Origin of the sequence: Nocardioides sp. IC4_145 (genome assembly GCF_011250565.1) — a bacterium.
In the GTDB taxonomy this organism is placed as follows: domain Bacteria; phylum Actinomycetota; class Actinomycetes; order Propionibacteriales; family Nocardioidaceae; genus Nocardioides.
The window spans coordinates 46,178-60,676 of the sequence record NZ_JAANMS010000027.1 but is presented as its reverse complement, the minus strand read 5'-3'; the positions used below and the strand labels follow the sequence as shown (position 1 = coordinate 60,676).

The 14,499-nt window shown below is 73.9% G+C and carries 15 protein-coding genes; 5 read left to right on the top strand and 10 right to left on the bottom strand.

Translation table 11 applies throughout. The annotated features are described in order from the left end of the window. The 4 genes from G6553_RS12620 to G6553_RS12605 all read right to left on the bottom strand — a co-directional run. Positions 1 to 702 (bottom strand): MFS transporter (locus tag G6553_RS12620; protein ID WP_166193231.1); only part of this gene is annotated, 702 nt, incomplete at its 3' end. 29 nt (positions 703 to 731) lie between these two features. Beyond that, entirely contained in the window at positions 732 to 1,409 is a 678-nt protein-coding gene (locus G6553_RS12615; RefSeq protein WP_166193228.1) for a response regulator transcription factor, read from the bottom strand. Next, a complete protein-coding gene (locus G6553_RS21225; protein WP_347565687.1) occupies positions 1,394 to 2,815 on the bottom strand; it encodes an ATP-binding protein in 1,422 nt (473 codons plus the stop codon). Before G6553_RS21225 ends, G6553_RS12615 begins: the two co-directional genes overlap by 16 nt. Before the next feature lie 50 nt (positions 2,816 to 2,865). Beyond that, positions 2,866 to 3,237: a hypothetical protein gene (locus G6553_RS12605; RefSeq protein WP_166193226.1), complete on the bottom strand. Its 372-nt coding sequence runs from the start codon at positions 3,235 to 3,237 to the stop codon at positions 2,866 to 2,868. Positions 3,238 to 3,374: 137 nt separating this feature from the next. On the opposite strand from G6553_RS12605, the gene G6553_RS12600 reads away from it, so the two are divergent. Beyond that, positions 3,375 to 3,722: a hypothetical protein gene (locus G6553_RS12600; RefSeq protein WP_166193223.1), complete on the top strand. Its 348-nt coding sequence runs from the start codon at positions 3,375 to 3,377 to the stop codon at positions 3,720 to 3,722. A 40-nt stretch (positions 3,723 to 3,762) separates the two neighbouring features. Here G6553_RS12600 and G6553_RS12595 read toward each other — a convergent pair whose 3' ends face one another. After that, complete coding sequence (locus tag G6553_RS12595; RefSeq protein WP_166193220.1) at positions 3,763 to 4,626, bottom strand: SDR family oxidoreductase; 864 nt, start codon at positions 4,624 to 4,626, stop codon at positions 3,763 to 3,765. Next, complete coding sequence (locus G6553_RS12590; protein WP_166193217.1) at positions 4,616 to 5,725, bottom strand: Vms1/Ankzf1 family peptidyl-tRNA hydrolase; 1,110 nt, start codon at positions 5,723 to 5,725, stop codon at positions 4,616 to 4,618. The genes G6553_RS12595 and G6553_RS12590 overlap by 11 nt, the downstream gene beginning before the upstream one ends. Before the next feature lie 110 nt (positions 5,726 to 5,835). On the opposite strand from G6553_RS12590, the gene G6553_RS12585 reads away from it, so the two are divergent. Next, positions 5,836 to 7,368, top strand: coding sequence for an AMP-binding protein (locus G6553_RS12585; RefSeq protein WP_166193214.1), 1,533 nt, complete (start codon positions 5,836 to 5,838; stop codon positions 7,366 to 7,368). Positions 7,369 to 7,387: 19 nt separating this feature from the next. Here the strand turns inward: G6553_RS12585 and G6553_RS12580 are convergent, their stop codons facing one another. The 3 genes from G6553_RS12580 to G6553_RS12570 form a co-directional block, all read right to left on the bottom strand. Beyond that, positions 7,388 to 8,395: a hypothetical protein gene (locus G6553_RS12580; RefSeq protein WP_166193211.1), complete on the bottom strand. Its 1,008-nt coding sequence runs from the start codon at positions 8,393 to 8,395 to the stop codon at positions 7,388 to 7,390. 357 nt (positions 8,396 to 8,752) lie between these two features. Then, positions 8,753 to 10,081, bottom strand: a complete 1,329-nt coding sequence (locus tag G6553_RS12575; protein ID WP_166193208.1) for an HNH endonuclease signature motif containing protein — start codon at positions 10,079 to 10,081, stop codon at positions 8,753 to 8,755. A 99-nt stretch (positions 10,082 to 10,180) separates the two neighbouring features. After that, complete coding sequence (locus G6553_RS12570) at positions 10,181 to 10,519, bottom strand: antibiotic biosynthesis monooxygenase (protein WP_166193205.1); 339 nt, start codon at positions 10,517 to 10,519, stop codon at positions 10,181 to 10,183. A 64-nt stretch (positions 10,520 to 10,583) separates the two neighbouring features. Between G6553_RS12570 and G6553_RS12565 the strand changes: the two genes are divergently transcribed. The 3 genes from G6553_RS12565 to G6553_RS12555 all read left to right on the top strand — a co-directional run bounded on the left by G6553_RS12565 (position 10,584) and on the right by G6553_RS12555 (position 13,682). Further along, entirely contained in the window at positions 10,584 to 11,702 is a 1,119-nt protein-coding gene (locus tag G6553_RS12565) for a Nif3-like dinuclear metal center hexameric protein (protein ID WP_166193202.1), read from the top strand. A gap of 190 nt (positions 11,703 to 11,892) precedes the next feature. Next, the gene (locus G6553_RS12560; protein ID WP_347565686.1) at positions 11,893 to 12,468 is read left to right on the top strand and encodes a C4-type zinc ribbon domain-containing protein; all 576 of its coding nucleotides are present in this window, start codon (positions 11,893 to 11,895) and stop codon (positions 12,466 to 12,468) included. Beyond that, a complete protein-coding gene (locus G6553_RS12555; RefSeq protein ID WP_166193199.1) occupies positions 12,465 to 13,682 on the top strand; it encodes a bifunctional RNase H/acid phosphatase in 1,218 nt (405 codons plus the stop codon). The genes G6553_RS12560 and G6553_RS12555 overlap by 4 nt, the downstream gene beginning before the upstream one ends. A 24-nt stretch (positions 13,683 to 13,706) precedes the next feature. Here the strand turns inward: G6553_RS12555 and yaaA are convergent, their stop codons facing one another. Beyond that, positions 13,707 to 14,486, bottom strand: a complete 780-nt coding sequence (gene yaaA / locus G6553_RS12550; RefSeq protein WP_166193196.1) for a peroxide stress protein YaaA — start codon at positions 14,484 to 14,486, stop codon at positions 13,707 to 13,709. Positions 14,487 to 14,499 lie beyond the last annotated feature (13 nt).

Here is a 14,499-nt window from a genome sequence, read left to right as displayed (position 1 = left end):
CGTGGGCTCGGCGGGGCCGGTCGGTGCGGGGACGCCGGCGGCGACCTCGAACCGGCGCACCGCCGCCTCGGCCTCCTCGTGCCGTCCGCGCCGCTCGAGGAAGCGCACCGACTCCGGGAGACCTCGCCGCACCACCACCGCGTACGCCGTGGGGAGCGCGCCGATGGCGAGCGCCCAGCGCCAGCCGTCGTCGGAGGTCGGGACGACGTAGTAGCCGATCAGCGCGGCGATGATCCAGCCGACCGCCCAGAAGGACTCGAGGGCGACGACGACCCGGCCGCGGATGCGGGCGGGGGCGTACTCGCTGACCAGCGTGCTCGCCACCGGCAGCTCCGCGCCCAGGCCGAGGCCGATGAGGAACCGGAACACCAGCAGCGCGCCGACCGACCACGACAGCGCGGCGGCGCCGGTCGCGAGGCCGTAGACCAGCAGGGTCAGCGCGAAGACCTGCCGGCGGCCGATCCGGTCGGCGAGGAGCCCGCCGAGGGTGGCGCCGACGGCCATGCCGACGAAGCCGATGCTCGCGATCCACGACAGCGTGGTCGGGCCGAGGTCCCACTGGAGCGCCAGCGCGGCCATGACGAAGCTGATGAGCCCGACGTCCATCGCGTCGAGCGCCCAGCCGACGCCCGAGCCGACCACCAGCCGGCCGTGCTCGCGGGTGAACGGGAGGGCGTCGAGCCGTTCGCTGCGGGTGGGCACGGCGGGACCGTACCCGGGCGGCCCCCGGGTCAGCGCTCGAAGCGGTAGCCCATCCCGCGCACGGTGGCGATCGTGGCGGCACCGAACTTGCGCCGCAGGTACCCGACGTACACGTCGACGACGTTGGAGCCGGGGTCGAAGTCGAAGCCCCACACGTGGTCGAGCAGCTGCTCACGGGAGAGCACCTGGCCCGCGTTGAGCATGAAGATCTCGGCGAGCGCGAACTCGCGCGCCGACAGGTCGACCTCGGCGCCGGCGACGGTGGCGCGGCGCGTGCGCAGGTCGAGACGTACGCCGCCGGCCTCGACGGCGTCGCGCCCCGGCGCGCCCGGCGCGGTCTGCTCCTGGGCCTGGCGCAGCCGCAGCCGGATCCGGGCCTGGAGCTCGGCGAAGCGGAACGGCTTGGGCATGTAGTCGTCCGCGCCGCCCTCGAGGGCACTGACGGTGTCGGTGACCGAGTCGCGCGCGGTGAGCACGACCACCGGCATCCGCGAGCCCTGCGCACGCAGCAGCTCGAGGACCTCCTGGCCGTCCATGCCGGGCAGGCCCAGGTCGAGCACCATCAGGTCGTGGCCGCCCGACAGCGCCTCGTCGAGGCCGCGGCTGCCGTCGTCGACGACGGTGGTCTGGTGGCCGTCGGCGCGCAGGCCCTTGGCCAGGAACGACGCGATGCGCGCTTCGTCCTCCACGATCAGGATGCGGGCCACGGGGTCTCCTCGACGGTCGTCGGCAGCGTGATGGTGAACTGGGCGCCGCGCGGCGGCGCCGGGCGGTCGTCGGTGAGAGTGACGGTGCCGCCGTGGGCCGCCACGATCGCGCGGACGATGGACAGGCCGAGGCCGAACCCCTCGTCGCCCTCAGGGACGGCACTGCGCCCGAACCGCTCGAAGACCGCCTGACGGTCCTCGGCGGGCACCCCGGGGCCGGAGTCGCGGACCCAGAGGCGGAGCTCGCCGCCGGTGCCGTCGGGCCCCGGGACGTACGACGAGCCGAGCGCGACCAGGTCGCCGGGACGCGTGTGCTTGACGGCGTTGTCGGCCAGCTGGAGCAGCGCCTGGGTGAGCCGTTGGCCGTCGACGCGGACGACCCGGTCGGCGGTGCCGTCCAGCTGCCAGTCGCGGTCCCCGAGTCCGCGGACCTTGGCGAGGACGTCCTCGGTGAGCTCGCCGAGGTGCACCTCGGTCGGCAGCACGAAGTCCGGCCGGTCGGACTTCGCGAGGAGGATCAGGTCGCCCACGAGCCGCGCCATCCGGTCGATCTCGTCGAGGAGCAGCGCGCGCGTCTCGTCGACGTCGGCGGCGTCGGTGGCGTCGACCAGCTCCAGGTGGCCGCGCAGCACCGTCAGCGGGGTGCGCAGCTCGTGGCCGGCGTCGTCGAGGAAGCGCCGCTGGTCGGCGAAGCTGGTCTCGAGGCGGTCGAGCATCCGGTTCAGGGTGCGGGTGAGTGCGGTGATGTCGTCGTTGCCCGCCTCGGGGATGCGTCGCGACAGGTCGGACTCGCCGATCTCGTCGGCGGTCTCGCGCAGGACACGGATCGGCGCGAGCAGGCGGCCCGACTGCCAGGCGGCGGCGGCCACCACGAGCACCGTGAGCAGCGTCGCCACGACCACGTAGGTGCGCATGGTGTCGAGCAGCTCGGCGCGGTCCTCCGCCAGGTAGACCGCTACGACGAGCGCGCCCTGCTCGCCGCCCTGCCGCACCGGCTGTGCGGCGACGAGCACCTCGCCGCGGGTGGTGTCGATCCGGGTGGAGCCACCGGTCGTGACGAGCCGGCGGACCGCCTCGACGAAGGCCGGGTCCTCGTAGAGGTCGTCGCCGCCGGGGAACCGGCCGATGGCCCGGTCGCCGGCCCAGGCCACCAGCAGCTCGTCGTCGTCGGGGACGTTGCGCCGCAGGAACAACCGCATCAGGTCGTCGATGGAGGTGAACGGCTCACCGGTGCTGGGATCGCGGCCGTCGCCCTTGAGCCGTGCGAACTCGTCGAGCTCCTGCTCGACCTCGTCGATCGTCCTCGCCTCCACACGCTGGGACTCCACGGCGTAGACGATGAGACCGGCCGCGCTCAGCGCGCCGAGCACGAGCAGGGCCACGGTGGCGGTGATGCGGGCGCGCACGGAGAAGCCCGTGCGCGGCGCACGGGCTTCGGTCCGGGGCGTGAACTCGCTCAGTCGTCGTCCCCGTCGTCGTCCCCGTCGTCGGTCTCGTCGTCGGTCTCGTCCTCGTCCTCGTCGCGCTCGTCGCGCTCGTCCTCGTCGCGCTCGTCCTCGTCGTCGAGGTCGTCAGGCTGGGGCCGGATCACGGGGACGTCGTCGACAGGGTCGTCGTCACGGTCGTCGTTCCCGTCGTCGGGCTCGGTGGTGGGCGACGGCGTGAACGTCGTGCCGGGGGAGGGCCGCTGGGTGGGCGCGTCCTGGATGACGATGACCTCGCGCGGCGCGGGGTCGCCGCCGCTGGTGGCGACGAGGGACCCGGCGACGTACCCGCCGAGAGGCAGGACCACCGCCAGGCCGATGAGGTACTTCCAGACCGGGCTCATGACGACCACGATCCTGCCCGACGGTGGGTGGCGGGTGAGAGGCCGATGAGAGGACTCTCATCGACCGGTCGCCGGATGCCGGGCGCGGCGGTCGGGTACTCCGAAGAGGTCCAGTCCCCGAACGACGAGGAGTTCCCGTGGCCGACGCGCCGCACCACGACCAGCTGCCCCTTCCCGACTACGACCACCTCCCGGTGGGCTCGCTCGAGGGCCGCATCCGCTCGCTCGACGGGGCCGGGCTCGAGGCACTGCTCGCCTACGAGCGCGACCACGCGAACCGGGTGCAGGTCGTCCAGCTGCTGGAGAACCGGCTCGAGGCGGTCCGGGGCGGCGCGCCGCTGTCCGGCGGGTCGCCGCTGGCGAACGCCCCGGAGGCGGACGCGGCTCCGCAGACCGACTCGCAGGGCGGTGCCTCGCTCAACGAGGGCCCGGCGATGAACCCGCCGTCGCAGGGCGTGCCGACGAACCCCGCCCAGCCGCGCTGAGCGGGGTCCGTCGTACGACGTCCCGACCGGCGGGCGCCCGTCAGACGGTGACGGGCTGCCCGCCGGTCACGGCGATGACCTCGCCGGTGATGTAGCTGGCGTCGCTGGAGGCCAGGAAGACGTACGCCGGCGCGAGCTCGGCCGGCTGGCCCGCGCGCCCCATCGGGGTCTGCTCCCCGAAGGACTCGACCTTCTCCTCCGGCATCGTGGCCGGGATCAGCGGCGTCCAGATCGGGCCGGGCGCGACGGAGTTGACCCGGATGCCCCGCTCGGCCAGCTGCGCGGCCAGGCCGCGGGTGAAGTTCACGATGCCGGCCTTGGTCGTGGCGTAGTCCAGCAGCGGCACCGACGGCGAGGACGCCTGTACCGACGAGGTGTTGATGATCGACGAGCCCTCGCCCAGGTGCGGCAGCGCCATCTTGCACAGCCAGAACATGGCGTACAGGTTCGTCTTCATCACCCGGTCGAGCTGCTCGGTGGTGATGTCCTCGATCCCGCCGGGCTGCGACATCTGGTACGCCGCGTTGTTGACGAGCACGTCGATGCGGCCGAGCTCGCGCACGGCGGTGTCGACGAGCTCGCGGCAGGCCTCCTCGGAGGTCAGGTCGCCAGGCACGGTGATCGCGCGGCGGCCGGCCTCCTCGACGAGCCGGGCGGTCTCGCGGCCGTCCTCGTCCTCGCCCTCGAGGTAGGCCAGCACCACGTCGGCACCCTCGCGGGCGTAGGCGATCGCGACGGCCCGGCCGATGCCGGAGTCGCCGCCGGTGATGACGGCGACCTTGTCCTGGAGCCGGCCGCTGCCGCGGTAGCTCCGCTCGCCGTGGTCCGGCTCCTGGCGCATCTCCGGGGTGACGGATTCCTCCGAGCCGGGAGGGGGCAGCTGCTCGCCCATCTCAGGCCTCATGGCTTCCGTTGGTCGGCTGGTCCCAGCGCAGCAGCGCCGCGACCGGCTCGCCGCCCATCGCCTGGTAGGGCGCGACCGTCACCGAGGCGTCGGTGAGGACCGCGGCGGCCACAAGGGCCTGGTCGGCGCGGATCGGCTGCCGGGGGACGCCGTCGCCGAGGTGGAGACCCTCGTACTTGGTCGGGTCCAGCTCGGTCTCGGCGGCCTTGGTCGGGTCGAGGAGCAGGGTGTCGACCTGGCCACGGACGAAGGCATCGGCCACGTCGTCGATGCCGCTGGCGACCGACTCCCCGCGACCGAGGCGCTCCTTGAGCTCGTGCACGGCGCTCAGGCGCCGCTGGACGACCTGCTCCATGAGTGCCTCGCGGATCGCCTGCTGCATCGCCTCGTCGCCGCCGTCCTCCGCGCGCTGGCCGCTGCCGAGCTCGACGACCTCCGCGGGGCTGCCCTCGAGCCTGTCCTTGACCATGCCCTTGGACTGCGGGTCCCCGGCGAGGAGGACCAGCCGGTGCCCGGCGCGGACGTGGGAGGTGATCGCGTCGACGACCTCCTCCGCGCTGTCGCGCCAGGCGTTCTCGGCGCGCAGCTCGTAGTGCTTCTGCGCCCAGCCGCCGACCGAGACCTTGGCGATGTCGTCGGCGCGCTGGTCGTCGACCTCGATGCTCTGCTCCTCCAGCGCGGTGGGCACGTCGGAGACGTGGACCGCGACGTCGCCGCCGGTGTGGTCGACGATCGCGAGCACGAACGACACGGTGCCGTCGCGGTGCTCGACCCACCGGGCCAGGTCGGGCAGCGGGCCCCACGTCGCCACCGCCTGGTCGACCTGGACCGAGGCGACCTCGTCGAGCACCACGCCGCCGGCGTTGGCGACCACGAGCCGCCCGACCGGAGCCGGCTGGTCGACCTGCTCGGAGAGCACGCGGGTCACCGCCTCGACGACGGCGTCGTCGGCGCCCTGCTCGCGGAGCTGGTCCGCGGCTGCTCGCACACGCAGCTCGTGCTCGTGCTCGCCGTTCTCGGTGGCCCGGCTGACGTCGACGAAGGCGGTCGCGAACGGGCCGGCTGCCTGCTTGAGCTTGCTGAAGTCAGAGGTGTCCATGCGGCGCCGGTGCCCCGCGGGCGTTCCCGGCAACCACCCTCCGTGGCGTCCGCGCCGCGCCCGCCTAGAGTGGCCTGCGCCACGTCGTACGCGTCCGCTCTGGAGGTCCCGTGCTCGTCCCGTTCAGCGTCTCCGACTTCATCGACCGGGCCGTCACGGTCTACCCCGACCGCACCGGCGTGGTCGACGAACCGCAGCAGCCGGCGCCGTCGCTCGGCTCGCCGACCTACCGCGAGATGGGGGAGCTGGCCGTGCGCCAGGCCGCCCGCCTCGACGAGCTCGGGATCGGCGTGGGGGAGCGGGTCGCCGTCGTCAGCCACAACAGCGCGCGGCTGCTGACGTCGTTCTTCGGCGTCGCCGGGTCGGGCCGGGTGTTGGTGCCGGTGAACTTCCGGCTGCGGCCCGACGAGGTCCGCTACATCGTCGAGCACTCCGGCGCCCGCGCGCTCTACGTCGACCCCGAGCTGGAGGACGCGCTCGGCGGCGTCGGGGCGGAGCACCGGTTCACGCTCGGCCACGACGAGGACCTGTACGCCGCGCCCGGTGCGCCCGCGCGGCCCTGGGAGCCGGACGAGAACGCGACCGCGTGCATCAACTACACCTCCGGCACGACCGCGCGGCCCAAGGGCGTGCAGATCACCCACCGCAACATCTGGGTCAACGCGCTGACCTTCGGGCTGCACGCGGGGCTGACGGACCGTGACGTCTACCTGCACACGCTGCCGATGTTCCACGCCAACGGGTGGGGGATGCCGTTCGCGACGACAGGGCTCGGGATCAAGCAGGTCGTGATCCGCAAGATCGACGGCGCCGAGATCCTGCGTCGGGTCCGCGACCACGCCGTCACCGTCATGTGTGCCGCCCCGGCGGTGGTCGCCGCGGTGCTGGACGCGCTGCCCTCCTGGGAGGGCGAGGTGCCCGGCCGCGACCGCGTGCGGATCATCGTCGCCGGCGCCCCGCCGCCGACCCGGACGGTCGCGCGCGTCGAGGAGGAGCTCGGCTGGGAGTTCATCCAGATCTACGGCCTCACCGAGACCTCGCCGCTGCTCACCGTCAACCGCACCCGCGCCGAGTGGGACGACCTGTCCGCCGACGACCGCGCCGCGAAGCTGGTCCGCGCCGGCGCCCCGGCCCTCGGCGTACGCCTCTCGACCGGGCCGGAGGGCGAGGTGCTCGCCCGCTCGAACGTCGTCATGGACGGCTACTGGGAGCAGCCCGAGGAGAGCGCCGCCGCGCTGGCCGACGGCTGGTTCCACACCGGCGACGGCGGGACCATCGGCGAGGACGGCTACCTGACGATCTCCGACCGCAAGAAGGACGTGATCATCACCGGCGGCGAGAACGTCTCCTCGATCGAGGTCGAGGACGTGCTCTTCTCCCACCCCGCGGTCGCCGAGGTCGCCGTCATCGGCGTCCCCAGCGAGAAGTGGGGCGAGACGATCAAGGCGCTCGTCGTGCTCGCCGAGGGCGCCTCGGCCACCGAGGCCGAGCTGATCGCCTGGTGCAAGGACAAGGCGGCCGGCTACAAGGCGCCGACGTCGGTGGAGTTCCGCGGCGAGCTGGCGCGCACCGCCACCGGCAAGCTGCAGAAGTTCAAGCTGCGTGCGGAGTACTGGGAGGGGCAGGGCCGGCAGGTCAACTGACCTTCGGCTAGCTCGGTCGTCACCGGCCGGGGAGGTGCCGGCCGAACCGCTCCGCCGCTACGTCGCGGGCGACCTCGACGTGGATCCCGGTCGTCCGCGACGACGCCACCTGCTGGTGCCGCCCGCTCGAGGTGTCCCACAGCCACATCGCGCCGCTCTCCCAGTGGTCGACCAGCAGGTGCCGGTCGGTGAGCCAGGCGCGCGCCCCCAGGCACGCACCTGGCTGTCCGCTGTTCGACAGCATGGCGACGAAGCTCCCGGACGCCGGGTCGACCACGACGACCCCGCCGCGATCCTTCGGCCGGCGGGCGTGGGGGCACTGGCTGTACGCCACCTGCTCGGCCGCGACCGGGCCGCCGGCCGTGGACGGGGAGGTCCGGAAGGGGAGGTCGACCGTCGTGGCGCCCGATTCCTCCCGGTGGGTCACGAGCTGCGCCGGTCGCGTGCTCGCCCCGGCTCTCACCTCGACTGCCCGCCCGGTCTCGTCGTGGGCGCTCCGGAAGAGGTCGTAGGGGACCGTCGTGAGCTCCCCGGTGGTGAGGTCGAGGGCGCAGCCCTTCGGCCCGCAGGGGCGTCTGCCGTCGTGCCGGTCCTTGAGCAGCAGGACCGACGTGCCTGCGGTCCACTGCAGGGCGACGGCGTGGTGGACCGGCAGGTCGAACGTCCGGTGGGTGCCGTCGCGGAGGTCGACCACCGCGAGACCGGACGGATCGGCGAGGGCCACCCTCCGCCCGTCGTCGGAGAGCGCGGTCGACAGCTCGCCGTACGTCCTCGGCCCGAACCCGTACCGCTGGAGGTCGAGCCGGCGCCAGTCGCCGGCCCGCGTCATCAGGTAGGGCTCGCCGGGGCGGATGGCGTCGTAGCCCGGGTCGGTCGAGAAGAGGCTCAGCTGGACGAGCAGCATCCCACTCCCCACCGGCGCCTCGTCGACCGTCGGGGCTGTCGTGGCGTCGAGGAGATCGAACTCGATGCCGTCTCGGACCGTCGCACTCCCGGGGTCGAGCTGTTGCCGCTGGTCGTCGGGCACGGGCTCCAGGCGTGGTGGCGGCGCGTGCGCCGGCGTCGGGGATGTCTCGGCCTGCCGGGACGTCGGCCGCGCCTCAGGGCCTGCAGATGGTCCCGCGGAGCAGCCCGCAGCGACCAGCAGCAGTCCGGCGCACCACGCCGTCGCTCTGCTCGATCTCATCGGTCGTCCGCCCGTCGTCGGGTGCCATCGTCCACGACTGGGACGCAGGCCGTGCCCGTCCGGTTGTGCGTGCCTGGGACAGGCACGCGAGTGCAGTGACGAGAGCCGTGCCCCGCTGGGTCTGCACGAGGATGCTCGTCCATCGCCGGCCGACGTGCCGGTGCCCCGTCGGCTGGGTGCTTCGGCGCGGCGCGGTGGCTACTGCTCGGGCGGGTTGCCGGGCGGACCGGTGTCGTGGTCGTGGGTGCCGTGGTGGTCGACGGTGTACGTCGTGCCGGAGGGGCTGGTCCAGTGGTAGCTGCCTGGTGATGGCGAGGTCTGTTGCCAGCCGCCGTGGGTCTTGGCCCGGTGGTGGCGTCTGCAGAGGGGGCCGATGTTCTCGGTGGCGGTTGGTCCGCCGCGGTTGTGTGGGACGACGTGGTCGTCGTCGACCTGGGAGTGCGCGAAGGCGGGGCGGGTGCACCAGGGGAAGACGCAGTGGTGATCGCGGAGCCGGGTCTGCTCGGAGAGGCGGTCGGGGACCTCGTAGGCCTCGACGTGGATCCGCTCATTGAGGTCGATGACCGGCTTGATGGTGACTCTGCCGTTGGTGTTGCTGGCGGCGCGGGTGCACCACTCGGCGAGCTGACCGCTGAGGATGAACCCGCGGACGTTCTCGGCCCGCACGACCTGGTCGAGGACGGGTTCGCCGGCGTCGGAGTCGGGGTGCTGGTGGACGTGGACGACGATGGGTTTGGGGTCGGTGTCGAACTCCAGGACCAGCTGGCGGCGGGCCATGTCACCGAGGGCGGTGGCACGACGCGACCCCTCGGCCTCCCGGGAGCCGAGCGCTTCCAACCGACCGGCGCCCTTCGCGATCGCGTCCTCGAGGTCGAGCGCGTCGACCAGGTCCAGGGTCGCCCACACGTCGACGTGGCCGTCGAAGGACACCTGCCGGGTCTGGATGGTGACGTGGCGGGCTTCGGTGCGTTCGAACCGGACCCGCTCCGCCTCGTCAGGGTCGAACCGCACCAGCGCCTCGTCGACCAGACGTCCCAGGGCGGCGGGGTTGATCGACGCGGCGTGGTGGGCGACGTGGGTGTCCACGAACGCTGCACCCCTCTTGGGTAGCGGCAACGTCTTGCGGGCGATCGTCCGGGCTTTCCACGCGGGGAGGTCGCCGCCGGTGACCTTCGCCCACACCTTCGGGAGGCGGTAGCGCAGCTCGAGCGCCTCGGACAGGTACGCCCGGCCGGCGTCCAGCGACTTCCCGAGGGCGGCGGCGAGCTCGACGACCGCGAACTCCGTCACCGGCGGTGCGCCGTCGCCGGCGAGACCGACGGGCTGGTCGCCGAAGCCCTGCATCGTCGCCCAGGACGCCGACTCGGTCAGGGACTCCGCTGGGTGCATCGCGCACCACGCGACCGCTGCCTCCATGACCCGGACCTCCGCGGCGTCGGCTTCACGCTGGCTGGCCCGCGCGGCCGCGAGGACCATCGCTGGGTCGTCCAGCGGGGTCTCGGGTGTCGCGAGGTGGGCCAATGCCATGGCCCTATTCTAGTCGAACAAGCGTTCGTACGGAAGGACTGCGCGGCTGGTTGCGGACGCGTTCGCCGGCGGGTTTCGAGACGGTCCTGGCGGACCTCCTCAACCAGCGCTGGGGGCGGTCGGGGAGCCGGCGGGGCGGCCGACGTCGAGGACGACCTCGAACTCGAGGAGGGAGGCGCCGGTGGAGACGGGGCCGCCGGCGGGGGCGCCGGCGTGGGCGGCGCGGGCGTCGCCGTCGCGCCAGGCCTCGAAGGAGGCGTCGTCCTCCCACTGGGTGACCACGAAGTAGCGGTCCTCGCCGGCGACGGGACGCAGGAGCTGGAAGCCGAGGAAGCCGGGGGTGCCCTCGACGGTGCCGGCGCGGGCGGCGAACCGCTTCTCGAGCTCGGGGCCGGCCTGGGGCGGGACGGAGATGGCGTTGATCTTCACGACGGGCATGGCCCGCAGCCTAGGCAGGGGCCGGGGACAGGGTCGCGGCGAGGAGCGGCGCTAGCCTGACGCGGTGGCTGCCCTGAAGGACGTCGTCGACCTGCTGCACACGTGGTACCCGCCGCACACCGCGGACGGCTGGGACGCCGTCGGACTGGTGGCCGGCGACCTCGAGCAGCCGGTCGCCAAGGTGCTGCTCGCCGTGGACCCGACCGAGGTCGTCGCGCAGGAGGCGGCCGAGTGGGGCGCGGACCTGCTGGTCACCCACCACCCGCTGTTCCTCAAGCCGGTGCACGGGTTCACGACGGCGACCCCGAAGGGCCGCACGCTGACGACGCTGACCCGGGCCGGGTGCGCCCTGCTGGCCGCGCACACCAATGCCGACCAGGCCGTGGGCGGGGTCTCGGAGTCCATGGCCCTCGCGCTGGGGCTCACCGCGCTGCAGCCACTCGCCCCGGCACCCGCCGAGCCGCTCGACAAGCTCACCGTCTTCGCGCCCGCCGACAGTGCTGACGCGGTCCGCGCGGCGCTCGCCGACGCCGGGGCTGGCGAGCTGGGTGACTACGAGGCGGCGTCGTTCACGGCCGCGGGGGAGGGTCGCTTCCGGCCGCTGCCCGGGGCCGATCCGACGATCGGCGAGGTCGGCAGGCCCGAGGTGGTCGAGGAGGTGAGCATCCAGGTGGTGCTGCCCCGCCGGCGGCGCACGGCCGTGGTTCGCGCGCTGCTGGCGGTCCACCCCTACGAGGAGCCGGCGTACGACGTCGTCGAGCTCGCCGACCCCGGCGTCGCCACCACCGGGACCGGGCGGGTCGGCGAGGTGGAGCCGACGACGCTGCGGGCGTTCGCCGAGCGGGTCCGCGACGCGCTGCCGGCGACCGCGCACGGGGTGCGGGTCGGCGGCGACCCGGACCGCGAGGTACGCCGCGTGGCGCTCTGCGGCGGGGCGGGCGACTTCCTGCTCGACCGGGTCCGGGGCAGCGACGTCGACGTCTACGTGACCAGCGACCTGCGTCACCACCCCGCGGCCGAGTTCCTGGAGCACGGCGGGCCGGCGCTCGTCGACGTGGCCCACTGGGCGGCCGAGTGGACCTGGCTGCCGGTGCTGGAGAGGCGGCTCCTGGAGGCGTTGGGCGGTACGGTGGCCACCCGCGTGAGCACCACGAGCACCGACCCGTGGTCGTTCCGCGTCTGACCATCTGAACAAGGAGACCCCGCTGAAAGCCGACCCCGCCGCCCAGCTCGCGCTGCTCGAGGTCCAGGAGATCGACGCCCGCGCCGCCCAGCTGCGCCACCAGCGGTCGCACCTGCCCGAGCTCGCGGAGATCGCCGAGCTCGAGGCCAGCCGGAAGGCGGTCGACGACGAGGCCCGCGACGCGCGGATCGTGGTCGACGACCTGAGCGTCGAGCAGGCGAAGGTCGACGCCGACGTGGAGGCCGTCCGGACCCGCCGCACCCGCGACCGGGACCGGGTCGACCAGGGCCTGGTGACCAACCCCAAGGACCTCGAGCGGATGCAGCGCGAGCTGGAGTCCCTCGACCGCCGGATCGGCTCGCTCGAGGACGACGAGCTCGAGGTGATGGAGAAGCTCGAGGAGGCGCAGCGGACGCTGGCCCACCTCGAGGAGCGCATCGCCGCGCACGACGAGCGGCTGGCGGCGCTGGCCGCCGAGCGCGACCGCCGGTGGGCCGAGATCGACGCCGAGCTGGCGACCGTCGAGGGCGGCCGCGCCGCGAAGGCCGACGGCCTGCCCGACGGCCTGCTCGCGCTCTACGACAAGCTGCGCGCGGCCAAGGGCGGCATCGGCGCCGCCGAGCTGCGGGCCCGCCAGTGCGGCGGGTGCCGGCTCACGCTCGACAACGCCGAGCTCGCCGTCATCGCGCGGACGCCGGCCGACCAGGTGGTGCGCTGCGAGGAGTGCTCGCGGATCCTCGTCCGCGCGGCCGAGTCCGGGCTGTGACGAGCCGGTCGGTCGTCGTCGAGGCCGACGGCGGCTCCCGGGGCAACCCCGGCCCCGCGGCGTACGGCGCGGTCCTCAAGGACGCCGACACCGGCGCCGTGATCGCCGAGGACGGCGCGACGATCGGCCGGGCGACCAACAACGTCGCGGAGTACTCCGGTCTCATCGCCGGCCTCCGGCTCGCGGCCGAGCACGCACCCGGCGCGACCGTGGAGGTCCGGATGGACTCCAAGCTCGTCGTCGAGCAGATGTCGGGCCGCTGGAAGATCAAGCACCCCGACATGCAGCCCCTCGCGGCCGAGGCCAAGCAGCTCGCGCCGGCCGGCACGACGTACACCTGGGTGCCGCGCGCGCGGAACGGCCACGCCGACCGGCTCGCCAACGAGGCGCTCGACGGGCTCCGCTCCGGCGTCACCGTCGCGGGCGACCGGGAGGTCCTCGACGAGGACTCGCTCATCGAGGAGATCGAGAGCCCCGAGGCCGCGGCAGCCGGCGACCCGCCGGCCTCGATCCAGTCGCAGGCGCGCGGCTGGTCGGCCGGCACCGGCGCGCCGACGACGCTCGTGCTGGTGCGCCACGGCGTCACCGCGCACACCAAGGAGAAGCGGTTCTCCGGCGGCCTCGCAAGCGCCAACCCCGGCCTGAGCGACGAGGGCCGGGCGCAGGTGCGCTCGACGGCCGAGTGGCTGGCGCCGCTGGCCGAGCGGGTCGACGCCGTCGTCGCGAGCCCGGTACGCCGGACCCGGGAGTCGGCGGAGATCCTTGCGGAGGTCCTGGGTCGCCCGCTGCTGGAGGAGCCGGGCTTCGCGGAGATGGAGTTCGGCGCGTGGGACGGGCTGACCTTCGCCGAGGTCGCCGAGCGGGACCAGGCCGGCCTCGACGCGTGGCTCGGGTCGCTCGACGTGCCCGCAGGCGGAGGCGAGTCGTTCCGCACCGTCGAGGAGCGCGTGCTCGCCGGGCTCGACCGCGTCCTGACCGAGCACGCGGGCCGCACGGTCGTGGTGGTCAGCCACGTGACGCCGATCAAGACGCTGGTCGCGCACGCGGTGGATGCGCCGCTGGACGCGGTGTTCCGGATGGAGCTCACGCCGGCGTCGGTCACAGTGCTGTCGTTCTTCCCGGAGGGCGAGGGCGGCGGGCGGCGCGGCTCCATGCGCCTCTTCAACGCGCTGCCGCCCGGCAGCGGCGTGGTCGCCGACCTCGGCCGCTGGTGACCCGGCGGCCGCTGCTGAGGGGAGCTACAGCTCGCTGACGACCACGTCGAGCTGGGTGCCCTTGGTGGTCGGTTCGCCGACCTCGACCGTCCAGCCGAGGTCGCGCAGCACGTCGGCGAGCGCGACGGGGGTGCGCGGGTCGCGGCCGTCCTCCATGAGGGCGCGGACGATGCGGCCCTTGGTCGCCTTGTTGAAGTGGCTGACGACCTTGCGCTTCCCGTCGACCTCGTGCAGCACCCGGACGGTCGCGGTGCGACCGGCGAGCTCGCGGTCGGGTCGCCAGAACGCGACGTAGGTGGTGCTGCGCAGGTCGACCAGCAGCCCCTTCCCGAGCGCGTCGACGACGGCCGGGCCGAGCGCCTCGCGCCACACGCCGGCGACCGGGCCGAGGCGGGGGAGGGTGGCGTCGCCGGAGAGGCGGTAGGCCGGGATCCGGTCGCCGAGGCGCACCAGTCCGAAGAGGCTCGAGACCACCGCGACCCGCGAGGCGGCGCGCCGCTTGGCCGCGGAGCTGAGCGTCGCGGCACCCAGTGCGTCGTACACCACGCCGGAGTAGACGTGGTCGGCCCGCGCGGTCGCGGCGTCGCGCAGCAGCGCATTGCGCTCGACCAGGTCGACCTGGGAGGGCCCGAGGTCGAGCACGGTCGCGGCCTCCGCCGCGTTGCCGGAGCACAGCCCGACGAGTGCGTCGAGGACCCGCTCCCGCGCCTCGGTGAGCACGGGGGAGGAGAGGGCGGCGAGGTCGAGCGGCGCGCCTCGGCGCGGGGCGGTCTTGCCCTCGCTCGGCGGGAGCAGGATCAGCACCGGCCTAAGGTAC

What these genes read in the sequence shown, in the direction of transcription:
- G6553_RS12605 (WP_166193226.1), bottom strand. Translation starts at nt 3,237, where the DNA reads ATGAGCCCGGTCTGGAAGTACCTCATCGGCCTGGCGGTGGTCCTGCCT.
- G6553_RS12595 (WP_166193220.1), bottom strand. Translation starts at nt 4,626, where the DNA reads ATGAGGCCTGAGATGGGCGAGCAGCTGCCCCCTCCCGGCTCGGAGGAA.
- G6553_RS12590 (WP_166193217.1), bottom strand. Translation starts at nt 5,725, where the DNA reads ATGGACACCTCTGACTTCAGCAAGCTCAAGCAGGCAGCCGGCCCGTTC.
- G6553_RS12575 (WP_166193208.1), bottom strand. Translation starts at nt 10,081, where the DNA reads ATGGCATTGGCCCACCTCGCGACACCCGAGACCCCGCTGGACGACCCA.
- G6553_RS12570 (WP_166193205.1), bottom strand. Translation starts at nt 10,519, where the DNA reads ATGCCCGTCGTGAAGATCAACGCCATCTCCGTCCCGCCCCAGGCCGGC.